Here is a 20,038-nt window from a genome sequence, read left to right as displayed (position 1 = left end):
GATGACGGCCGTCTGGCGCCTGCGCCCGCGAGCCGCTAATCCCGGCGCAACGAATTCAGGGAGACCTCGCCATGACCCACACCATCGCCTTCATCGGCCTCGGCAACATGGGCGGGGGCATGGCCGCCAACCAGGCCAAGGCCGGGCACAAGGTTCTCGCCTTCGACCTGTCGCAAGCCGCGCTCGACCGCGCCGCGGAACACGGCTGCACCCCGGTCGGCTCGGTCGCCGAGGCGGTCAAGGAGGCCGACGTCGTCATCACCATGCTTCCGGCCGGGCCGCATGTGCTCAAGGTCTATTCGGAGCAGATCCTCGGCGCGGCCCCGACCAGCGCCCTGCTGCTCGACTGCTCGACCATCGACGTCGACACCGCCCGCAAGGTGGCCGGCCTGGCGAAGGACGCCGGCTACGCCTTCGCCGACGCTCCCGTCTCCGGCGGCACCATGGCCGCAGACGCCGGGACCCTGGCCTTCATGGTGGGCTGCGACGAGCCGGAATTCGGACGCATCGAGGCGGCGCTGGAGCCGATGAGCCGCGCGACCTTCCGCGCCGGCGACCACGGAGCGGGGCAGGCGGCCAAGATCTGCAACAACATGATCCTCGGCATCACCATGCTCGGCACCTGCGAGGCCATCGGCTTGGCCGAGAAGCTGGGCCTCGATCCGGTGAAGATGTTCGACATCGTCGCCAAGTCGTCGGGCCAGTCGTGGAGCGTCACCACCTACTATCCGTGGCCTGGCCCGGTCCCGACCGCGCCTTCGAACCGCAACTACGACGGCGGTTTCGCCGCCGCGATGATGCTCAAGGACCTCAAGCTGGCCCAGGACGCCGCCGCCAAATCCGGCGCCTCCACCCCGCTGGGCGCCCAGACCGAGGCCCTGTTCCAGATGTTCAACGGTCTCGGCTACGGCGGCCGCGACTTTTCGGCCATCCTGCAGATGCTCCGCGGCAAGCTCGACGAACTGCCGAAGGGTTAAGGCATGGCGACGCTCTGGATCGTTCAGGTGTCTGCGGAGAGCGACGGGCGCGCCTTCAATGTCATCGTTCGCGACGACGATCGCTCGGTCGCCGAGATGACGGCGCAGAGTGCGGTGTCTTCCGACGGTTGGACCGACGTTCGTGTGTTGCGCTCAGGCCTCATCGCGGAGGATCGCCTGTCGGAGCGGGATGCCGTTTTCCAGGGTGCAGCGGCGGCGGCCCGCGATCTGGGATGGGCCATCATCCGGTATCGGCCAACGATCTAGGTTTTGAGAACAGTTATCAATTAAGGGTTTGCGGCGTTTTGTCCGGCGCGATTCATGGACAAATCAGCCCGATCGGCGCATCACGCCGCAAGTTTTCGCCGCCGGCAGAGTGACCACTTGTTCGACTACAAGGCCGCATTCCAGACCGCCGTGGAGCAGGTCAAGGGCGAGGGGCGCTACCGCGTCTTCGCTGACCTGAAGCGCGTGCGCGGCCAGTTCCCCAAGGCCATCCGCCGCCGCGCCGACGGCTCGGAGCAGGACGTCATCGTCTGGTGCTCGAACGACTACCTCGGCATGGGCCAGCACCCCGCCGTGCTCGCCGCCATGACCACGGCGATCGACCAGGCCGGCGCCGGCGCCGGCGGCACCCGCAACATCTCGGGCACCACCCGCTCGGCGGTCGACCTCGAGGCCGAACTGGCCAGCTGGCACCAGAAGGAAGCGGCGCTTCTCTTCACCTCCGGCTATGTCGCCAACGAGGCCACCCTGACCACCCTGCAGCGCATCCTGCCGGGCCTGATCGTCTTCTCCGATTCGCTGAATCACGCCTCGATGATCGCCGGCATCCGCAATGGCGGCTGCGAGCGGCACATCTTCGCCCACAACGATCTCGAACACCTCGAACGCCTGCTGCGCGACGCCCCCGCCGATGCGCCCAAGCTGATCGCCTTCGAGAGCGTCTATTCCATGGACGGCGACATCGCCGACCTGGCCGGGACCATCGCCCTGGCGAAGAAATACGGCGCCATGACCTACCTCGACGAGGTCCATGCCGTCGGCCTCTACGGCGCGACCGGCGCCGGCGTCGCCGAGCGCGACGGGGTGCTGGACGGCATCGACATCGTCGAATGCACCCTCGGCAAGGCCATCGGCGTCATGGGCGGCTACATCGCCGCCGACGCCGTGATCGTCGACGCCGTGCGCAGCTGGGCCGCCGGCTTCATCTTCACCACCAGCCTGCCGCCCGCCCTGACCGCCGGCGCCCTGGCCTCGGTGCGCCACCTGAAGGCTCACCCGGAACTGCGCGAGGCCCATCAGGAGCGCGCCGCCACCCTCAAGGCCCGCTTCGCCGCCGCCGGCATCCCGGTCCTGCCGTCCGAGAGCCACATCGTGCCGGTCCACGTCGGCGACCCGGTTCACTGCAAGATGATCTCGGACATGCTGCTCGAGGAGCACGGCGTCTACGTCCAGCCGATCAACTATCCGACCGTGCCCAAGGGCACCGAGCGGCTGCGCTTCACTCCGTCGCCGAACCACACCGACGCCATGATGGACGACCTCGTCGCCGCCATGGACCGGCTGTGGACCCACTGCAACGTGGCGCGCCTCCCTGCCGTCGCCTGACGCCGATCTGGGCGAGGTCATCATCGAGATGACCCGCAACGGCCCCTATCTGAAATGCTCGGCCGTCCACGTCGCCACCGGTATCGAGGTCTCCGCCCTCGGCCCGGCCGCCGAACCGAAGGCTCTCGAACGCATCGCCATCGCCAAGCTGAAGCGGGCGCTTCTGTCGCGGTGACCCACAAGATGTTGTGGTGAATGGTCGCGGGGCCTAAATGAACAACCGCAAAGTTCGAGGACCCGCAGTGACCGCCTTCACCCACGCCGCTTACTTCTCGAAATCCCTCGCCGAGGCCGATCCCGACATCTTCGGCGGCATCCAGGGTGAACTGCGCCGTCAGCAGGAGCAGATCGAGCTGATCGCGTCCGAGAACATCGTCTCGAAGGCCGTTCTGGAGGCGCAAGGCTCGGTCCTGACCAACAAATACGCCGAGGGCTATCCGGGCCGCCGCTACTACGGCGGCTGCGAATACGTCGACGTCACCGAGGACCTGGCCCGGTCGCGAGCGAAGCAGCTCTTCAACTGCGCTTTCGCCAACGTCCAGCCGCACTCCGGGGCCCAGGCCAACCAGGCCGTCTTCCAGGCCCTGCTGACGCCCGGCGACACCTTCCTCGGCATGGACCTCGCCGCCGGCGGCCACCTGACCCACGGCTCGCCCGCCAACCAGTCGGGCAAATGGTTCCGGCCGGTGACCTACAAGGTCACTGAAGACACCCATCTGATCGACTACGACCACGTCGCGGAAATGGCCGACAAGGAGAAGCCGAAGCTGATCCTCGCCGGCGCCTCGGCCTACAGCCGCCACATCGACTTCAAGCGCTTCCGCGAGATCGCCGACAGCGTCGGCGCGTACCTGATGGTCGACATGGCCCACTACGCCGGCCTGATCGCCGGCGGCGTCTATCCCGACCCGCTGCCGCACGCCCACGTCGTGACCACCACCACGCACAAGACCCTGCGCGGCCCGCGCGGCGGCATGGTGCTGTCGAATGACGTCGAGCTCGGCAAGAAGATCAACTCGGCGGTCTTCCCCGGCCTGCAGGGCGGGCCGCTGGAGCACGTCATCGCCGCCAAGGCCGTGGCCTTCGGCGAGGCGCTGAAGCCCGAGTTCAAGGCCTATGCCCGTCAGGTCGTCGACAACGCCCAGGCGCTCGCCGCCGTGCTGGTCGAGCGCGGCGCGGCCATCGTCTCGGGCGGCACCGACAGCCATCTGATGCTGGTCGACCTGCGGCCCAAGGGCGTCACCGGCAAGGCCACCGAGGCCGCGCTCGAACACGCGCTGATGACCTGCAACAAGAACGGCGTGCCCTTCGACACCGCGCCCTTCACGGTCACCTCTGGCGTCCGCCTCGGCACCCCGGCGGGCACCACCCGAGGCTTCGGCGTCGCCGAATTCCAGCAGGTCGGCCACTGGATCGCCGACGTCATCGATTCGATGAAGGGGACGGACGAGGCCGACGCCGCCGTGTCGCAGCGGGTCGCCGGCGAGGTGCGCGAGCTGACGCGCCGCTTCCCGATCTACGGATGACGCGCCGATGAAATGCCCTTTCTGCGGAAACCCGGACACTCAGGTGAAGGACAGCCGCCCGTCTGACGACGGCGCGGCCATCCGTCGCCGCCGGTCCTGCCCGCAGTGCAGCGGGCGTTTCACCACCTTCGAGCGGGTCCAGTTGCGCGAGCTGATGATCCTCAAGCGCAACGGCCGTCGCACGCCCTTCGATCGGGACAAGCTGGAGCGCTCGCTGGCCGTGGCCCTGCGCAAGCGCCCGGTCCAGCCCGAGCAGATCGAACAACTGGTCAGCCGCATCACCCGCCAGCTGGAAAGTCTCGGCGAGACCGAGATCCCGTCCTCGACCGTCGGCGATTTCATCATGAAGGCGCTCAAGGCGGTCGATGAGGTCGCCTATGTTCGCTACGCCTCGGTCTACAAGGACTTCCGCCACACCAACGACTTCGCCAAATTCCTGGGCGACGAGGGTCTGGACGACGAGTCCGGCCGGAGCTGATGCGCCCCCGCGTCACCCTGAAGCTGGCCACGTCTCTCGACGGCCGCATCGCTACGGCTTCGGGCGAAAGCCAGTGGATCACCGGCGAGCTCGCCCGCGCCGAGGGCCACCGGCTGCGCGCCTCCCACGACGCTATTCTGGTGGGCGTCGGCACGGCCCTGGCCGACGATCCGCTGCTGACCGTCCGGCAGCCGGGGCTTGAGGACCAGCAGCCGATCCGGATCGTGCTGGACAGCCGCCAGCGGCTGAAACCCGCCTCGAAGCTGGTCCGCTCGGCGCGCAAGACGCCGCTGATCGTCATGACCGTCCAGCTGCCGTCGCCGGCCCTGGTTCGCGCCGGCGTCGAGGTGATCAAGGTGCACGCCGGGAGAGACGGACGGGTCTCGCTGCGCCACATGCTCACGATCCTGCGGGGCAGGGGACTCATCTCCCTGCTCGTCGAGGGCGGCGGCGAGGTCGCGGCCAGCTTCCTTCGCGGCGACGCGGTGGACCGCATCGAATGGTTTCGGGCCCCGATCCTGCTCGGCTCGGAGGGGCGTCCGGGGGTTGGCCCGCTCGACGTGGCGGAGCTCGGACTGGCGCGCCGGTTCCGGCGCCTTGCGGTCGCGCCTTGCGGTGACGACCTGTGGGAGCGCTACGAGAGGCTCTGATGTTCACAGGCATCATCACAGACATTGGCCGGGTCCGCTCGGTCCGGCAGACCGAGCGTGATCGGCGCTACGAGATCGAGACGGCGTGGGATACGTCGGGCATCGACCTCGGCGCCTCGATCAGCCACGCCGGCTGCTGCCTGACCGTCACCGAAAAGGGACCGGGCTGGTTCGCGGTCGAGGTTTCGGGCGAGACCCTGTCGAAGACTACGCTGGGCGACTGGAGCGAGGGCGACCGGGTCAATCTGGAGCGCGCCGCCCGACTGGGCGACGAGATGGGCGGCCATGTGGTCTCGGGCCACGTCGACGGGCTGGGCCGCGTCGTCTCGGTCACGCCCGAGGGCGGCTCCCGCCGGATCGTGATCGAGGCGCCGGAGCCGCTGCACCGCTATATCGCGCCCAAGGGCTCCATCACGGTTGACGGCGTATCGCTGACCGTGAACGCGGTGGAGGGCCGCACCTTCGGCCTGAACATCATTCCCCACACCTGGGAAGCGACGACCCTGGGCGACCTCAAGCCCGGGGACGCGGTCAATCTCGAGATCGACATGCTGGCGCGATACCTCGCGCGGTGGCAGGAGACGGCGTGATGCAACTGGCGGCCAACATGAACGACAGCCCGATCAGCTCCATCGAGGACATCCTCGAGGACGCCCGCAACGGCAAGCCCTACATCCTCGTCGACGCCGAGGACCGCGAGAACGAGGGCGACATCATCATCCCGGCGCAGTTCGCCACACCGGACCAGATCAATTTCATGGCTCGCCACGCGCGCGGCCTGATCTGCCTGGCCATCACCGGCGAACGCGCGCGCCAGCTGCGCCTGCCGCCGATGTCCGCCGAGAACCGCGAGAGCATGGGCACCGCCTTCACCGTCTCGATCGAGGCGAAGGACGGGGTCACGACGGGCATTTCCGCCGCCGACCGGGCCCGCACCGTGCAGGTCGCCGCCGATCCGACCCGGGGGGCGGACGATATCGTCTCGCCGGGCCACGTCTTCCCGCTGGTCGCCCGTGACGGCGGCGTTCTGGTCCGCACCGGCCACACCGAGGCGGCCGTCGACATCTCCCGCATGGCCGGGCTGACGCCGGCCGGCGTGATCTGCGAGATCATGAACGATGACGGCTCGATGGCGCGGATGCCCGACCTCGTCGCCTTCGCCCAGCTGCATGGGCTGAAGATCGGCACCATCGCCGACCTGATCGCCTATCGCCGTCGCACCGAACGCTACGTCGAGCGGGTCATGGACACGCCGTTCGAGAGCATCCACGGCGGGCCGTTCCGCCTGATGCTCTACCGGAACACCATCGAGGGTCACGAACACGTCGCGCTGGTCCACGGCAAGATCGAGCCGGGCAAGCCGACGCTGGTGCGGATGCACCAGGTGGATTTCGCCGCCGACCTGCTCGGCCATGTCGAGGCGCGTCAGGACTACGTGCCCCGGGCGCTGCGAGCGATCGGCGACCATAACGGCGCAGGCGTCACCGTCTTCCTGCGCGATCCCGACCTGCACGGCCTGGCCGAACGGCTGGCCGGCATCGACAAGCCCAAGGCCGTCGACCGGGCCCTGCGCAACTACGGCGTCGGGGCCCAGATTCTGCTGGATCTCGGCGTGCGCGACATGATCGTGATGAGCTCGACCCGCCCCAATCCCACCGCGCTGGAGGGTTACGGCCTGCGCATCGTCGGCTGGCGCGACATGGACGGAGAAGACCAATCATAAGCGACCCCTTCCGCGTCCTCATCGTCGAGGCGCGCTTCTATGACGACCTGGCCGACGCCCTTCTGGAAGGGGCCAAGGACGCCCTGCGCGCCCAGGAGGTCGAGTTCGACGTCGTCTCCGTGCCAGGCGCGCTGGAGATCCCGACCGCCATCGCCCTGGCGGAGGAGGCCGGCCGCTTCCCGACCGCGCCGCGTTACGACGGCTATATCGCGTTGGGCTGCGTCATCCGCGGCGAAACCTACCACTTCGAGATCGTCTCCGATCAGTCGGCGGCGGGGCTGCGCAACCTCGGCCTCAAGGGCGTCGCCATCGGCAACGGCATCCTGACGACCGAAGACGAAGACCAGGCCTGGGCCCGGGCCCGCATCAGCGAAGGTGACAAAGGCGGCGGCGCGGCCCGCGCCTGTCTCGATCTGATTGCCTTGCGCAAGCGGCTGCGCGTAGGACTGGCGTCGTGACCGAACCCGCCAGCCTCAAGTCCGTGCTCGAGCAACTCGCCGAAGCCGAAAAACAGCGCGCCGAGCCGCAGCTGACCAGCAAGCAGCGCCGCGCGCGCACCGTGGCGCGCCTCGCCGCGGTTCAGGCCCTGTATCAGATGGAGCTGGCCGGGGAGGGGGTCGAGACGGTCATCACCGAGTTCTCGAACCATCGCTTCGACGCCGACATCGAGGGGGAGCCGCTCGCCGAGGCCGACGAGGCCTGGTTCGCCGAGATCGTGCGGGGCGTGGTCGGCGGACAACGGGACATCGACAATGCAGTAAAGGCGCGCCTGGCCTCCAACTGGCGACTCGAGCGTCTCGACTCGACCCTGCGGGCTCTCCTGCGCGCCGGCGCCTGGGAGCTGCGCGAACGACAGGACGTGCCGAAGGAGATCGTGATCGACGAGTATGTCGAACTGGCCAAGGCCTTCTTCGACGATGCGGAGGCGAAATTCGTCAACGCCGCCCTGGACGGCGTGGCGCGGGACGCCCGCGCTTCCTGATGGCGGCGGTCGATGTCGCCGGTGAGTTCGAGACCATCCGGCGGCTGTTCGCGCCCCTCGCCCACCCTGAATGGGGCCGGGGCCTCAAGGACGACGTCGCGGTCGTCCCCTCAAAGGCCGGACACGACCTCGTCCTGACCAAGGACGCCCTGGTCGAGGGCGTTCATTTCCTGTCCACCGACCCGCTCGACACCGTGGCGCGGAAGCTTCTGCGGGTGAACCTGTCGGATCTGGCCGCAAAAGGCGCCGAGGCGTTCGGCTATCTGCTCGCCTGTCACTGGTCCGAGCGTTGCGGCTGGCCCGAGCGCAAGACGTTCGTAGATGGCCTTCGCACAGACCAGAAGGCGTTCGGCGTCGCCCTGCTCGGCGGCGACACCGTGGTCACGCCGGGACCGGCCAGCTTCTCGATCACCCTGCTGGGCTGGACGCCGAAGGGGCGCACGGTGGGTCGCGCCGGCGCCCGCGTCGGCGATCTGGTGTTCGTGACCGGCTCCATCGGCGACGGCTGGCTGGGCCTGCAGGCGGCGCAGAACAAGCTGTCGCTTGAGCCGGACCGTATCGCGGCCCTGATCGAGCAGTACCGGATGCCGACGCCGCGCGTCGAATTCACCGGACCGATCCGCGACTTCGCCAGCGCCTCCATCGATATTTCCGACGGGCTGGTCGCTGACCTCGGACACATGGCCGAGGCCAGCGGGGCCCGCATAGAGATCGACCTGGAGGTTACGCCCCGATCCGCCGCGGGCCAGGCCTGGTACGACGGCCGGGTGGATGAACAGGCGGCGCTGGAAAAGCTGGTCACCGGCGGCGACGACTACGAGATCGCCTTCACCGCCCGCGCCGCCGATGAGGCCGCGTTGCGGCGCGAGGCGGACCGGCGCCACCTTCGGCTCACCCGTATCGGCCGGGTCGTGGCGGGGCAGGGGATCGTCGCCCGGTTCGCCGGTCAGCCGGTCGCCATCGACCGGCCCGGCTTCACCCACGGCTGACAACGAAATCTCAAGGCGCGCGCCCCATGGTCGATCCATGCGCCGCCGTGACCTGATCGCCGCCTCCGTCGCCTTGCCGTCCCTCGCCGCGGCCACGATCGCCGACGCCGGCGACACGCCGGCGTCGGGCGCCAGCCTAGCCATCGCCGGCGTGGGCCTGCCGATCATCGCCGGCGGGCGTATCCGCAACTACGTCTTCGTCTCGCTGCGTCTGCACCTCGGCGGCTCCGCGACCCCCGAATCGATGCGACCGAAAGAGGCCTATCTGCGCGACGCCCTGGTTCGCGCCGGGCACCGGACGCCGTTCGTGGTGGCGGATGACTGGACCCGAATCGACGGGGCGGCGCTGTCGGCCAGCCTGATGCGCGCGGCGGTGCCTATCGCCGGACGCGGGGCCGTGACCCGGGTCGAGGTCGTCAGCCAGGCGCCGCGACGGCGCACCGGCCTGCGGGGCAGCTGAGCCTCGTTCACCAACCCTGTTGCGTAGCTCCGGCGCATTTGGCACGTTTCCGCCGCATTTCCCCAGGGACGCAGACTCGCGTCCGGTGCGCACGGGGGGACCGGAAGGCGGAAAGAGGCGAATAACGCCCGCCGCGCCAAGGGTCCGGGCGCCTCTAGAACACAGGGTTTGGAAACGCCATGAGTAACTATCTGTGGCTTGTCATCGCCGCGGGCGCGCTGGGGGTCCTTTACGGACTGGTCCAGACCGCCTCGCTGATGAAGGCCTCGACCGGCACCGACAAGATGCGCGAGATCGCCGCCGCGATCCAGGAAGGCGCCTCTGCCTATCTGCGGCGGCAGTACACGACCATCGCCATGGTCGGCGTCGTCATCCTGATCGCCGCCTGGTTCCTGATCGGCCAGTGGGCCGCCTTCGGCTTCGTGATTGGCGCGGTCCTGTCGGGCCTGGCCGGTTTCGCGGGGATGCTGATCTCCGTCCGGGCCAACGTCCGCACCGCTCAGGCCGCCTCGGAGAGCCTGTCCAAAGGTCTCGACCTGGCGTTCCGGTCCGGGGCCATCACCGGCATGTTCGTGGCCGGCGGGGCCCTGCTGGGCGTGGCGGGCTACTATGCCTTCCTGACCATGGGCGTGGGCTTCGAGAGCACCAGCCGCGAGGTCATCGACGGCCTGGTGGCGCTGGGCTTCGGCGCCTCGCTGATCTCCATCTTCGCGCGTCTCGGCGGCGGCATCTTCACCAAGGGCGCCGACGTGGGCGGCGATATGGTGGGCAAGGTCGAGGCCGGCATTCCGGAGGACGATCCCCGCAACGCGGCGACCATCGCCGACAACGTGGGCGACAACGTCGGCGACTGCGCCGGCATGGCCGCCGATCTGTTCGAGACCTATGCGGTGACCACGGTCGCCACCATGGTGCTGGCCGCGATCTTCTTCCGTGACCTGCCCTACGTCGAGACCATGATGCTGCTGCCGCTGGCGATCTGCGGCGTCTGCATCGTCACATCGATCATCGGCAGCTTCTTCGTCCGGCTGGGCAAGAAGCAGAACATCATGGGCGCCCTCTATCAGGGCCTGATCGTCACCGGCGTCCTCTCGGTCGGCGCCCTGTGGCTGGTGATCAACCAGCTGCTGCCCGACAACGCCGTGGTCACGCCCGTCGGCGGCGACCCGATCACCGCCATGAACCTGTTCTGGTCCGGCCTCGTCGGGCTGGCCGTGACGGCCGCCATCGTGGTGATCACCGAATACTACACCGGCTCGAACTTCCGCCCGGTGCGCTCGGTCGCCAACGCCTCGGTCTCGGGCCATGGCACCAACGTCATCCAGGGTCTGGCCGTCTCACTTGAATCGACGGCCCTGCCGGCCCTGACCATCATCGTCGGCATCGTGGCCAGCTACCAGCTGGCGGGCCTGTTCGGCATCGCCATCGCCACCACCACCATGCTCGGCGTCGCCGGGATGATCGTGGCTCTGGACGCCTTCGGACCGGTCACCGACAACGCCGGCGGCATCGCCGAAATGGCCGGGCTTCCGTCGGAAGTCCGTCACTCGACCGACGCCCTGGACGCGGTCGGCAACACCACCAAGGCCGTGACCAAGGGCTATGCGATCGGTTCGGCGGGCCTCGGCGCGCTGGTCCTGTTCGCGGCCTATACCTCGGACCTGCAGTATTTCGCCGCCAATGCGGCGGAGTTCCCCTTCTTCGCCAACATGGGCGCGATCGACTTCGCCTTGACCAATCCGTACGTCGTCGTCGGGCTGCTGTTCGGAGGGCTGCTGCCCTTCCTGTTCGGCGGCATGTCGATGATGGCCGTGGGCCGCGCGGCCGAGTCGGTCGTGGCCGAGGTCCGTCGCCAGTTCCGCGAGAACCCCGGCATCATGACCTATGAGGTGAAGCCTGAGTACGGCCGGGCCGTCGACATCCTGACCAAGGCGGCGATCCGCGAGATGATCGTACCGTCGCTGCTTCCGGTGCTGTCGCCGATCGTGCTGTTCGTCGTGGTGCTGATGATCCAGCCGGAGAAGGCGCACGCCTTCGCCGCCCTCGGCGCCATGCTGATGGGTGTGATCGTGACCGGCCTCTTCGTGGCCATCTCGATGACCTCGGGCGGCGGCGCCTGGGACAACGCCAAGAAGGTGATCGAGGAAGGCTTCACCGACCGCAACGGCGTCGTCCACGGCAAGGGCTCCGAGGCCCACAAGGCCGCGGTGACCGGCGACACGGTGGGGGATCCCTACAAGGACACCTCCGGTCCGGCGGTGAACCCGATGATCAAGATCACCAACATCGTCGCCCTGCTGCTGCTGGCCGTGCTGGCCAGCGGCAACGTCGGCTGATCACCGGCCTTCCGCCGCGTTCTTCGAGCGCGGCGGAAGCGCAACGAAAGACGCCCCGGAGAGCGATCTCCGGGGCGTTTCCGTGTCTACGATGCGCCTGGCCCTAGTCGGGACGGCGTTGGCCGGGAACATCCTCGTCCGTGCGCGGCAGCTGGCCGCGGCCGACGTTGCCGAGCAGTTGTTCGAGGATGGTCAGCTGACGACCGCGGGTCGGGGTCTCGCGCCGGTTCATGGCGACGTGCTGCCCGTCATCGAGCCCGAGCGTGCGGACCTCGGCCACCTGACCGGCATCGTTGAAGGTGATCTCGGTGACCGTCCGCTGGGTCACCTGCGGAAGGTTGTAGGTGTATTTCTCGGTGACCTGGCTGATGTAGTACCAGATGTTGTCGCGCTCGAAGGTCGAGGTCGTCGACGGCGTGCCGAGCTTGGTCAGCACGGTCTGCTTGGTGTCGGTCCCCGCCACGATGTCGGCAGGCTTGGCATCGATGGCCTGAAAACCGTTCTGACCCACCATCGGAGCACATCCGGCGGTCAGCGCTGCGGCTGAAAGGGCAGCGAAAAGGAGCTTGGTACGGAGCATGGACGGCGCCTGCGAGAGAACAAGGTCTTTGACCTAACCGGACCCGAGCCTTAGTTCAACGGCGCGGCGGAAAAGGGGCCGCACGATCATGCTTCAGAATCTGTTCCGAACCCGTCCCCGCGAGCGTCTGGGCGAGCCGCTGTATGAACTGGCGGTGCGGCAGGCGCGCGACCCCGGCTTCTATACGCGGATGGGCGTCGCGGACCGCATCGACGCGCGGTTCGAACTCTACACCCTGCATGTGCTGTTGCTGGTCATGCGGCTGCGCGACGAGGGCGAGGCGGGCAGCGAGGCCGCGCAGGCCCTGTTCGACGTCTATGTGTCCGCGCTGGACCATGCGCTTCGTGAGCTGGGCGTTGGCGACATCTCGGTCGGCAAGAAGATGCGCAAGCTGGGCGAGGCGATGTACGGCCGCATGACCGCCTATGAGCCGCCGCTGCGCTCGGGGGACGCGGCCGGCCTGGCCGCGAGCCTGGCCCGCAACGTATTCGAGAGCGAAGAGCCGGCTGCGGGCGAGGCCCTGGCGGCCTATGCGCTGGCCAGCCGCGCCCGACTGGCGGCGCAGGATTTCAAGGCCGCCACGGCGCGGCCCGACTGGGCGGAGATCAAGGGATGACCGGCGTGGACCTGCCCTACAGCGAGCCGGTGCGGCTGCATCAGGTCGGCGGCGGCGTAACCCGGACCCTGGAGCCGGACGCGGCGGCGCGAGCCCGCATCGCCAAGGCCCTGGACCTCGCCTCACTGGACACGTTCGTGGCGGAGATGACCCTCGCACCGTCGCCCGGCGGCTGGCGGCTGTCCGGCCGGGTGCGCGCCAGCCTCGCCCAGACCTGCGGCATCACCCTGGAACCGCTGCCGGTCGAAATCGACGCCCCCTTCGCCGTATCATTGGCGGAGGCGGTCGATGAGGAGTCCGACGAGATCGTCATCACCCTGGACGACGAATCGCCCGATCCGATCGAGGGCGGACAAGTTGACCTGGGGCAATATGCGGTCGAGCAGCTGGCGCTGCGGCTGGATCCCTTCCCCCGCAAGCCCGGCGCGGAGTTCGTGCAGCCCCCGGAGCCGACGGAAATCTCGCCCTTCGCGGTGCTGAAGCAGCTTCGGCCGTCCGACGAAGGTTGACGCAAAGGCGGCGCGGTTGCATCCCCTCGGTGCGGCGCTATCGTCGCCCCAGACGAGCGCCGGGCTGAAGGCGCGACGGAGTCGAAGCGGCTTGTCATCCCCAGTTCTGATTTCGCTCGACGCCATGGGCGGGGACCACGGTCCGCCGGTCGTGGTGGCGGGGGTGCGCGATTACCGAAGGCACCACGGCGGCGAGGGCGTGCGCTTTCTGCTGCACGGCGACGAGGCCTCGATCCGGGCGGAGATGGCCAGATGCGCCCTGGGCGACGACATCTGCGAGGTGCGCCACACGGACAAGGTCGTGGCCATGAACGAGAAGCCCGCCCAAGCGATGCGGCGGGGCAAGGGCTCGAGCCTGTGGAACGCCATCGAGGCCGTGAAACTGGGTGAGGCCGGCGCGGTCGTCTCGGCGGGCAACACCGGCGCGCTGATGGCCATCTCCAAACTGATCCTGCGCATGTCCGCCCACGGGCTCGAGCGGCCGGCCATCGTCGCCAGCTGGCCGACCCTGCGGGGCGTCACGGCGGTTCTGGACGTCGGAGCCAATATCGAGAGCGACGCCGAACAGCTGGTCGAGTTCGCCATTATGGGCGAGGCGTTCCACGCGGCGGTGCACGGCGCGGCCGGCGGGACCGATCGTCCGACCATCGGCTTGCTGAACGTCGGCTCGGAAGACATGAAGGGGCACGAGGAGGTCCGCGAGGCCGCCCGTATCCTGCGTGAAGGCGGGTTCGGGCTCGACTACAGGGGCTTCGTCGAGGGCGACGACATCGCCAAGGGCACGGTCGACGTGGTCGTCACCGACGGCTTCACCGGCAATATCGCCCTGAAGACCGCCGAGGGGGTCGCGCGGTTCATCTCGACCCTGATGAAGGAGGCGCTGACCTCCAGCATGCCGGCCAAGGCGGGCGCCCTGCTGGCCCTGCCGGCGCTCAGGCGGATGCGCCAGAAGATCGATCCAAGCACCATCAACGGCGGGCCGTTGCTGGGCCTGAACGGCATCGTCGTGAAGAGCCATGGCGGCGCCGACGCCAAGGGCTACGGAAATGCGATCCGCATCGCTGTCGAACTGGCGCGGAGCGACTATCTGAAGAAGGTCAGCGACAGCCTGAACCGGCTGACCGTCGTGCTTGAACAGCCGGCCGCAGAGGATGCGGCCATGGAGACTCCCCAGTGAGCGTCATTCGCAGCGCCGTGACCGGCGTCGGTTCCTACCTGCCGGAACAGGTCGTGACCAACGCCGACCTGGCGAAGATCGTCGACACCTCGGACGAGTGGATCGTCGAGCGCACCGGCATTCGCCAGCGGCACAAGGCGCGCGACGACCAGCCGACCAGCGATCTGGCCGTGGAGGCGTCGAAGCGGGCGCTGGCCGACGCCGGCCGCAGCGCCGGGGACGTCGACATGATCGTGGTGGCCACCACGACGCCGGACATGACCTTCCCGTCGGTCGCCTCGATCGTGCAGCGCAAGCTCGGCGTGCCGACCTGCATCGCCTTTGACGTCCAGGCGGTCTGCTCGGGCTTCGTCTACGCCCTCAGCGTCGCCGACGGTTTCGTGGCGCGCGGCATGGCGAGGTGCGCCCTGGTCATCGGCGCCGAGGAGATGACCCGGCTGATGGACTGGACCGACCGGTCGACCTGCGTGCTGTTCGGCGATGGGGCCGGGGCCGTGGTCGTGGAGCCGCGCGAGGGGCAGGGGACCAAGGCCGACCGCGGCCTGCTCGGCTTCGCCCTGCGCTGCGACGGGACCAAGACCGACCTGCTCTACGTCGACGGGGGTCCGGCCACGACCGGGACGGTCGGGCATCTGCGGATGGCCGGCAACCAGGTGTTCCGCAACGCCGTGGTCAATATCGCCGAGGCGATCACGGCCTGCTGCGCCGCCTCGGGCATCGAGATCGCCGACGTCGACTGGTTCGTGCCGCACCAGGCCAACCAGAGGATCATCAAGGGGGTGGGCGACCGTCTGGGGCTGGACGAGAACAAGGTGATCTCGACTGTGGCCCTGCACGCCAACACTTCGGCGGCCTCCATCCCGCTGGCGCTCGACGCGGCCATTCAGGACGGACGGATCAAGCGCGGCGACCTCGTTCTGGCCGAGGCCATGGGCGGCGGTTTGACCTGGGGCGCCTGCGCCTTTCGCCTGTAGGGCGCAATTCGGCTTTCCATTTGAAGGCGCTTGCTCTTTTATGGGCGTGACGGACTTTTCTAGGGGAGCGGACCATTGGCTCAGCACCAGACCCTGACGCGGGCGGACCTGTGTGAGGCGGTCCACGAGGAGGTCGGCCTGTCGCGGCAGGAGTGTTCGGCCCTCGTCGAGCGGACCCTTGAGCTGATCATCGAATCCCTCGAGCGCGGCGAGACGGTGAAGCTGTCCGGCTTCGGTGTCTTTCAAGTTCGCGACAAGCGCGCCCGGATGGGCCGCAACCCCAAGACGGGCGAGCCGGCGGCGATCCATCCGCGCCGGGTCATCAGCTTCCGGGCCTCGCAGATCATGAAGGGCCGGGTTCACGACGCCGTCGTGGAGGCCTGACGCGCCGTGGCCAAGAGCCCGAACGCCTTTCGCACCATTTCCGAAGCGGCCGACGAGGTCGGGACGCCGCAGCACGTGCTGCGCTTCTGGGAAACGAAGTTCCCGTTCATCACGCCGCTGAAACGGGCGGGCGGGCGGCGCTTCTATCGCCCGCAGGACGTGGTGCTGCTGAAGGCGGTCAAACGGCTGCTGCATGAGGACGGCCTGACCATCAAGGGCGTGCAGCGCCTGCATCGCGAACAGGGGCTGAAGCGGCTGGCCGTCTATGGGGACCCGGACGGCGCAGTACCGTTCGAGCCGGAGGCCGGCGCCGGAGCGCCGCCCGCAGCGGCGGTGCCGCAGGGAAGTTCGTCGATCCGCTTGCGGCAGATCCTGGCCGAACTGGAGGGTGCGCGGGCGCGTCTCGAGGCCGTTCTTTCGAGAACCGCCTGACAGGTCGCTTTTGGGTTTGCGGGGCGACGGCGCCCCGTCTATAGGGAGCGCCTCTCGGAGCGTGGCGCAGCCTGGTAGCGCACTTGACTGGGGGTCAAGGGGTCGCAGGTTCGAATCCTGTCGCTCCGACCATTCTTCCCTTGACCCGGAAACCGCGGCCCCGCCGCGACGGCTGATTTCACCGCCTGCCGGAGCCGCGTTCCGCCCATTTGAACAGCGGGTAGAGCGGTACGCCCCAGCCGATTCCGGCGACAGCGAAGACCACGAGGTCGATGAGCTGGCCGGGCGGCAGGGCGTCGCGCAGGGCGATGGCGCCCCAGATCCAGAAGACCAGGAAGGCGAGTACGCCGAGCATGGCGATGAAGCGGCGGCTGCGCGGCCCCATGTCAGCGCTTGTTCCGGAACAGGAAGAAGGTCGCCAGGGCGAGGGCCGAGGCGGCCAGCGACCAGCCGACCCAGGTCCACTGGTCCATGGTCGAGACGGCGAAGACGCGGATGGCCAGGAACCAGCCCGCCACGGCGGCGACGCCGGAGACCAGCGAGGTGGCGAACAGGCCGCGCCGTCCGGTCAACTGGTCGGCGGTCCAGGCCAGGGCGAAGGCGCCCAGAGCGGCGATTACGATGTCGGCGTATGGCAACCGCGTTCTCCTGACCTGCGACGCTCCGGCGCCGAAAACCGACTCGATCTCGCCACCGTGGGCGGGCATACCGCTCAAGCGGGCGCCGGACCAGCGGCGCGTCGCCCAGTGTAACGGTCGGGATGGCGAGCGTCGAATGAAGCGTTTCAGCGGAGGCGATCAAAGTCGGGCGGTTGCGATCTGGCTGTTCGCGACGGCGGCGCTGGTCTTCGCGATGGTTGTGGTCGGCGGGGTGACGCGGCTGACCGGATCGGGCCTGTCGATCACCGAATGGAAGCCGATCATGGGCGCCCTGCCGCCGATGAACGCGGCCGACTGGGCCGAGGCGTTCGAGAAATACCGGGCCATTCCGCAGTACGCGCAGGTCAACGCCGGCATGAGTCTGGGCGAGTTCAAGGGCATCTTCTTCTGGGAATGGTTCCACCGGCTGCTGGGGCGGCTGATCGGCGGCGTGTTCGCCGTGCCGTTCGTGGTCTTCCTGGCGTTCCGCCAGATTCCGCGGCGGCTGATCGGGCGCTGCGCGGTGCTGCTGGCGCTGGGCGGTCTGCAAGGGCTGATCGGGTGGTGGATGGTGACCAGCGGGCTGAGCGAGCGGATCGACGTGGCGCCGGAGCGGCTGGCCGTGCACCTGGGACTGGCGCTGCTGATCTTCATGGGTCTGGTCTGGACCGGGCTGGAGGCGTGGAACGGCGCGGAGCGGTCGCGGCATCCGGTCGGCTGGAGCCGGGGCGCGGCGATCCTGCTGGGCGCGGTGTTCCTGCAGTGCCTGCTGGGCGGTCTCGTGGCGGGCGCCAAGGCCGGCTTTGTCTTTACCGACTGGCCCTTGATGAACGGCGAGATCCTGCCGCCGATCGAGTGGGGGCAGGGGGCGCTGGCCTTCCTGCACGACCAGGGGCTGGTCCAGTTCAATCACCGGGCGATGGCCTACGGCCTGCTGCTCGGCGGGACCCTGTATGCGTGGCAGGCGTGGCGGTGGCGGCTGGCCGAGGGGCTGGGCGCGGCGGCCTTCACCCTGGCGGCGGCGTTGTGGCTGCAGGCGGCGCTGGGCGTCGTCACCCTGATCCACGCCGTGCCGCTGTGGCTCGGCGCCCTGCATCAGGCGGGGGCGGCGCTGGTGCTGGCGATCGCGACGGTGAACCTGTGGCTGGTCCGACGTTCGCAACCGCGCCTGTTCATGTCCGGACCGAGGTCCAGGGTCCTCTGATCGCGAAGGTGATCCCGGGGTACATGATGTTGACGAACAGGACCTGGCCGTCGGGCGAGAACACCGCGCCGGCGAACTCGCTGTTGCCGGTGAAGACATTGCGGCCGATCGTATAGGCCTTGCCGTCCGGGGTGACACCCTTGAGGTGGTTGCGGATGTCGGACGAGTAGTTGTCCTCGCAGACGACCAGGTGGCCCCAGGGCGCGACAGTGATGTTGTCGCCCATGTTCATGGTCCGCTCGTCGGCGCTTTCGAGGAACAGCTGGATGCGGCCGCCCCCGGCCGAGGGGACGTGGCGCAGGATCTGGCCGCGGCGCAGGGGCCCGCCCGAGGTGGCGGTCATGTAGAGCTCGCCGTCGCCCCAGAAGATGCCCTCGCCGCGGGCCACCAGCGCCGCGCCGGCGGCGTGGCCGCGGTGGCGCAGGTCGTCGTTTGGCGATTCGACGTCGTCCAGATCGATCCAGACCACTTCGCGCCAATCGCCGACGGCCCATTCGCGGGCTTCCTGATTGGTCGAGTCGGCGCCGGGCTTGTCCCTGAAGGCCATGGCCTGGAGGCGGCCGCCCTCGGCCAGACGGCCGGGCGTGACCGGGATGAAGCGGTAGAACAGGCCGTCGTTCTTGTCCTCGGTCAGGTAGACGACGCCCGTGCCCGGATCGACGCAGACCGCCTCGTGCTCGAACCGGCCCATGGCCTTGAGGGGGACCGGATCGACGAGGCCCGTGGCCGTGGCCGGGACCTCGAAGACGAAGCCATGGGGTTTGGTCACGTCGGCCGTGTCGGCGGTCTCGGTGTTCTCCTCGCAGGTCAGCCAGCTGCCCCAGGGGGTGTGGCCGCCGCAGCAGTTGGTGGAGGTTCCGGCCAGGGACAGGTGCTGGCTGACGGTGCGGCGGGTCTCCAGGTCATAGACGAGGGTGGTGGTTCCGCCGGGGAGGGCGCGGCCGTCCTTGTAGGTGTCGTAGCCCTTCGACGGGTCGAGCAGGCCGATGCGCTCCTGATGGAAGCCGCCGGGGCCGAGGTTGCGGTGCAGGCCGCTGGAGCCCTTGAGTTCGTGGTTGCGGACCAGGGCGACCTTGCCGCCGCCGAGGTCGAAACAGCCCATGCCGTCGGGCTGGCCCGGGACGAACAGGCCGTCGTCCATGGTGTCGCCGCTCTGGGAGATGACCTGGTAGGTGAAGCCCTCGGGCAGGTCGAGCAGGCGGTTGGGATCGCGGACCAGCGGGCCGTAGCCATGCACCTCGTTGACGTAGGTTTCCTCTGTCGCCGCGGTCTGGGCCTGGACGTTGCGGGCGAGGCCGGCGAAGGCGATCGCGGCGGCCGAGCCGGTGAGAAGGTCGCGACGTTGCAGGCGCATGGGAGACTCCGAAGGGACAGGGCGTTATGGCGGCGCGGAGGGCGATGGTCATCAGGGTTCTGTGACAATGGCGCAGCCGGAAGCGCCGCTTGCTTCCAAGCGGTGTGGGGAGGGAGCGGGACGGCCGGGCCTCGCCCGGTGCTGTTGTAGTGTTACCGTTTCGACGAGACTGCCGCCCCGCGTGGCCGTTATCCACTCGCCCCGCCGGCTGGCGGCCCTTCTCGGGCCTCACCGGCGTCCCGGACCGCCCCTTGCGGGAAGGCCGGAAGGCGGAACGTGCTGACCGTGCTCAGTCATGTAGCGGTTCCATCCGAAGGCGCGCGGCGAGCAAGCAGAGGCCATCCATCGACCTCCAACGAGGACCCCCGGGCTCTCCTCCGCCCGGGCTTCATCGCTCGACCACAGCCCGCCGTCATCGAGAACGTGGATCCGACGCCC

Annotated in this window: 25 protein-coding genes and 1 tRNA gene; 22 read left to right on the top strand and 4 right to left on the bottom strand. The window is 68.7% G+C overall.

All coding sequences use genetic code 11. From position 1 onward, the window contains the following. The first annotated feature begins 53 nt into the window (after positions 1–53). From mmsB to ACSQ1L_RS02350, 14 genes are all read left to right on the top strand, one after another. A complete protein-coding gene (gene mmsB, locus ACSQ1L_RS02415) occupies positions 54–977 on the top strand; it encodes a 3-hydroxyisobutyrate dehydrogenase (RefSeq protein WP_435992495.1) in 924 nt (307 codons plus the stop codon). A 3-nt stretch (positions 978–980) separates the two neighbouring features. Next, positions 981–1,244 (top strand): hypothetical protein, encoded by a 264-nt coding sequence (locus ACSQ1L_RS02410; RefSeq protein ID WP_435991578.1) that lies wholly within the window; start codon positions 981–983, stop codon positions 1,242–1,244. 117 nt (positions 1,245–1,361) lie between these two features. Next, positions 1,362–2,588 (top strand): 5-aminolevulinate synthase, encoded by a 1,227-nt coding sequence (gene hemA, locus ACSQ1L_RS02405; RefSeq protein ID WP_435991576.1) that lies wholly within the window; start codon positions 1,362–1,364, stop codon positions 2,586–2,588. Next, on the top strand, positions 2,575–2,763 hold the full coding sequence (locus ACSQ1L_RS02400; protein WP_435992493.1) for a DUF6898 family protein: 189 nt from the start codon (positions 2,575–2,577) through the stop codon (positions 2,761–2,763). Before hemA ends, ACSQ1L_RS02400 begins: the two co-directional genes overlap by 14 nt. Before the next feature lie 37 nt (positions 2,764–2,800). After that, a complete protein-coding gene (gene glyA, locus ACSQ1L_RS02395; RefSeq protein ID WP_435991574.1) occupies positions 2,801–4,114 on the top strand; it encodes a serine hydroxymethyltransferase in 1,314 nt (437 codons plus the stop codon). A 7-nt stretch (positions 4,115–4,121) separates the two neighbouring features. Beyond that, positions 4,122–4,592, top strand: a complete 471-nt coding sequence (gene nrdR, locus ACSQ1L_RS02390; protein WP_435991572.1) for a transcriptional regulator NrdR — start codon at positions 4,122–4,124, stop codon at positions 4,590–4,592. Further along, the gene (locus tag ACSQ1L_RS02385; RefSeq protein WP_435991570.1) at positions 4,592–5,242 is read left to right on the top strand and encodes a RibD family protein; all 651 of its coding nucleotides are present in this window, start codon (positions 4,592–4,594) and stop codon (positions 5,240–5,242) included. The genes nrdR and ACSQ1L_RS02385 overlap by 1 nt, the downstream gene beginning before the upstream one ends. Next, positions 5,242–5,832 (top strand): riboflavin synthase, encoded by a 591-nt coding sequence (locus tag ACSQ1L_RS02380; RefSeq protein ID WP_435991568.1) that lies wholly within the window; start codon positions 5,242–5,244, stop codon positions 5,830–5,832. Before ACSQ1L_RS02385 ends, ACSQ1L_RS02380 begins: the two co-directional genes overlap by 1 nt. Continuing rightward, a complete protein-coding gene (gene ribB, locus ACSQ1L_RS02375; RefSeq protein WP_435991566.1) occupies positions 5,832–6,965 on the top strand; it encodes a 3,4-dihydroxy-2-butanone-4-phosphate synthase in 1,134 nt (377 codons plus the stop codon). Before ACSQ1L_RS02380 ends, ribB begins: the two co-directional genes overlap by 1 nt. Continuing rightward, positions 6,962–7,423, top strand: coding sequence for a 6,7-dimethyl-8-ribityllumazine synthase (ribH, locus tag ACSQ1L_RS02370; protein WP_435992491.1), 462 nt, complete (start codon positions 6,962–6,964; stop codon positions 7,421–7,423). Before ribB ends, ribH begins: the two co-directional genes overlap by 4 nt. Beyond that, positions 7,420–7,947: a transcription antitermination factor NusB gene (nusB, locus tag ACSQ1L_RS02365; RefSeq protein WP_435991564.1), complete on the top strand. Its 528-nt coding sequence runs from the start codon at positions 7,420–7,422 to the stop codon at positions 7,945–7,947. Before ribH ends, nusB begins: the two co-directional genes overlap by 4 nt. Then, the gene (thiL, locus tag ACSQ1L_RS02360) at positions 7,947–8,936 is read left to right on the top strand and encodes a thiamine-phosphate kinase (RefSeq protein ID WP_435991562.1); all 990 of its coding nucleotides are present in this window, start codon (positions 7,947–7,949) and stop codon (positions 8,934–8,936) included. Before nusB ends, thiL begins: the two co-directional genes overlap by 1 nt. A gap of 37 nt (positions 8,937–8,973) precedes the next feature. Then, complete coding sequence (locus ACSQ1L_RS02355) at positions 8,974–9,396, top strand: hypothetical protein (RefSeq protein WP_435991560.1); 423 nt, start codon at positions 8,974–8,976, stop codon at positions 9,394–9,396. 179 nt (positions 9,397–9,575) lie between these two features. Next, positions 9,576–11,732, top strand: a complete 2,157-nt coding sequence (locus ACSQ1L_RS02350) for a sodium-translocating pyrophosphatase (protein ID WP_435991558.1) — start codon at positions 9,576–9,578, stop codon at positions 11,730–11,732. Between the two features lie 103 nt (positions 11,733–11,835). On the opposite strand, the gene ACSQ1L_RS02345 is transcribed toward ACSQ1L_RS02350, so the two are convergent. Then, a complete protein-coding gene (locus ACSQ1L_RS02345) occupies positions 11,836–12,312 on the bottom strand; it encodes an outer membrane protein assembly factor BamE (protein ID WP_435991556.1) in 477 nt (158 codons plus the stop codon). Positions 12,313–12,400: 88 nt separating this feature from the next. Here ACSQ1L_RS02345 and ACSQ1L_RS02340 point away from each other — a divergent pair, with 88 nt between their 5' ends. From ACSQ1L_RS02340 to ACSQ1L_RS02310, 7 genes are all read left to right on the top strand, one after another. Further along, positions 12,401–12,928, top strand: coding sequence for a ubiquinol-cytochrome C chaperone family protein (locus ACSQ1L_RS02340; protein ID WP_435991554.1), 528 nt, complete (start codon positions 12,401–12,403; stop codon positions 12,926–12,928). Next, positions 12,925–13,437, top strand: a complete 513-nt coding sequence (locus ACSQ1L_RS02335; protein WP_435991552.1) for a YceD family protein — start codon at positions 12,925–12,927, stop codon at positions 13,435–13,437. Before ACSQ1L_RS02340 ends, ACSQ1L_RS02335 begins: the two co-directional genes overlap by 4 nt. A 91-nt stretch (positions 13,438–13,528) precedes the next feature. Then, a complete protein-coding gene (gene plsX, locus ACSQ1L_RS02330; protein ID WP_435991550.1) occupies positions 13,529–14,614 on the top strand; it encodes a phosphate acyltransferase PlsX in 1,086 nt (361 codons plus the stop codon). Continuing rightward, positions 14,611–15,588 carry a beta-ketoacyl-ACP synthase III gene (locus ACSQ1L_RS02325; protein WP_435991548.1) on the top strand — a complete coding sequence of 326 codons (978 nt, stop codon included), beginning with the start codon at positions 14,611–14,613 and terminating at the stop codon, positions 15,586–15,588. The genes plsX and ACSQ1L_RS02325 overlap by 4 nt, the downstream gene beginning before the upstream one ends. Positions 15,589–15,663: 75 nt before the next feature. After that, positions 15,664–15,972, top strand: a complete 309-nt coding sequence (locus ACSQ1L_RS02320; RefSeq protein WP_435991546.1) for an integration host factor subunit alpha — start codon at positions 15,664–15,666, stop codon at positions 15,970–15,972. Positions 15,973–15,978: 6 nt separating this feature from the next. Then, positions 15,979–16,404: a MerR family transcriptional regulator gene (locus ACSQ1L_RS02315; RefSeq protein WP_435991545.1), complete on the top strand. Its 426-nt coding sequence runs from the start codon at positions 15,979–15,981 to the stop codon at positions 16,402–16,404. Positions 16,405–16,459: 55 nt separating this feature from the next. Next, a tRNA-Pro gene (locus ACSQ1L_RS02310) sits at positions 16,460–16,536 on the top strand. A 46-nt stretch (positions 16,537–16,582) separates the two neighbouring features. Here the strand turns inward: ACSQ1L_RS02310 and ACSQ1L_RS02305 are convergent. Together ACSQ1L_RS02305 and ACSQ1L_RS02300 are read right to left on the bottom strand one after the other, a co-directional pair. Then, positions 16,583–16,789: a DUF2842 domain-containing protein gene (locus ACSQ1L_RS02305; protein ID WP_435991543.1), complete on the bottom strand. Its 207-nt coding sequence runs from the start codon at positions 16,787–16,789 to the stop codon at positions 16,583–16,585. A gap of 1 nt (position 16,790) precedes the next feature. Next, positions 16,791–17,042 carry a transglycosylase gene (locus ACSQ1L_RS02300; protein ID WP_435991541.1) on the bottom strand — a complete coding sequence of 84 codons (252 nt, stop codon included), beginning with the start codon at positions 17,040–17,042 and terminating at the stop codon, positions 16,791–16,793. A gap of 136 nt (positions 17,043–17,178) precedes the next feature. Here ACSQ1L_RS02300 and ACSQ1L_RS02295 point away from each other — a divergent pair, with 136 nt between their 5' ends. Continuing rightward, positions 17,179–18,246, top strand: coding sequence for a COX15/CtaA family protein (locus tag ACSQ1L_RS02295; RefSeq protein WP_435991539.1), 1,068 nt, complete (start codon positions 17,179–17,181; stop codon positions 18,244–18,246). On the opposite strand, the gene ACSQ1L_RS02290 is transcribed toward ACSQ1L_RS02295, so the two are convergent. Then, positions 18,215–19,600: an alkaline phosphatase PhoX gene (locus ACSQ1L_RS02290; RefSeq protein WP_435991537.1), complete on the bottom strand. Its 1,386-nt coding sequence runs from the start codon at positions 19,598–19,600 to the stop codon at positions 18,215–18,217. The two genes, ACSQ1L_RS02295 and ACSQ1L_RS02290, sit on opposite strands and share 32 nt — an antisense overlap. Positions 19,601–20,038 lie beyond the last annotated feature (438 nt).

This window comes from Brevundimonas sp. LjRoot202, from assembly GCF_964253355.1.
GTDB lineage: Bacteria > Pseudomonadota > Alphaproteobacteria > Caulobacterales > Caulobacteraceae > Brevundimonas.
This window is presented reverse-complemented; position numbering and strand designations above follow the sequence as displayed.

What these genes read in the sequence shown, in the direction of transcription:
- ACSQ1L_RS02410 (WP_435991578.1), top strand. Translation starts at nt 981, where the DNA reads ATGGCGACGCTCTGGATCGTTCAGGTGTCTGCGGAGAGCGACGGGCGC.
- glyA (WP_435991574.1), top strand. Translation starts at nt 2,801, where the DNA reads ATGAACAACCGCAAAGTTCGAGGACCCGCAGTGACCGCCTTCACCCAC.
- nrdR (WP_435991572.1), top strand. Translation starts at nt 4,122, where the DNA reads ATGAAATGCCCTTTCTGCGGAAACCCGGACACTCAGGTGAAGGACAGC.
- ACSQ1L_RS02385 (WP_435991570.1), top strand. Translation starts at nt 4,592, where the DNA reads ATGCGCCCCCGCGTCACCCTGAAGCTGGCCACGTCTCTCGACGGCCGC.
- ACSQ1L_RS02380 (WP_435991568.1), top strand. Translation starts at nt 5,242, where the DNA reads ATGTTCACAGGCATCATCACAGACATTGGCCGGGTCCGCTCGGTCCGG.
- ribB (WP_435991566.1), top strand. Translation starts at nt 5,832, where the DNA reads ATGCAACTGGCGGCCAACATGAACGACAGCCCGATCAGCTCCATCGAG.
- thiL (WP_435991562.1), top strand. Translation starts at nt 7,947, where the DNA reads ATGGCGGCGGTCGATGTCGCCGGTGAGTTCGAGACCATCCGGCGGCTG.
- ACSQ1L_RS02355 (WP_435991560.1), top strand. Translation starts at nt 8,974, where the DNA reads ATGCGCCGCCGTGACCTGATCGCCGCCTCCGTCGCCTTGCCGTCCCTC.
- ACSQ1L_RS02350 (WP_435991558.1), top strand. Translation starts at nt 9,576, where the DNA reads ATGAGTAACTATCTGTGGCTTGTCATCGCCGCGGGCGCGCTGGGGGTC.
- ACSQ1L_RS02345 (WP_435991556.1), bottom strand. Translation starts at nt 12,312, where the DNA reads ATGCTCCGTACCAAGCTCCTTTTCGCTGCCCTTTCAGCCGCAGCGCTG.
- ACSQ1L_RS02340 (WP_435991554.1), top strand. Translation starts at nt 12,401, where the DNA reads ATGCTTCAGAATCTGTTCCGAACCCGTCCCCGCGAGCGTCTGGGCGAG.
- ACSQ1L_RS02335 (WP_435991552.1), top strand. Translation starts at nt 12,925, where the DNA reads ATGACCGGCGTGGACCTGCCCTACAGCGAGCCGGTGCGGCTGCATCAG.
- ACSQ1L_RS02305 (WP_435991543.1), bottom strand. Translation starts at nt 16,789, where the DNA reads ATGGGGCCGCGCAGCCGCCGCTTCATCGCCATGCTCGGCGTACTCGCC.
- ACSQ1L_RS02295 (WP_435991539.1), top strand. Translation starts at nt 17,179, where the DNA reads ATGAAGCGTTTCAGCGGAGGCGATCAAAGTCGGGCGGTTGCGATCTGG.
- ACSQ1L_RS02290 (WP_435991537.1), bottom strand. Translation starts at nt 19,600, where the DNA reads ATGCGCCTGCAACGTCGCGACCTTCTCACCGGCTCGGCCGCCGCGATC.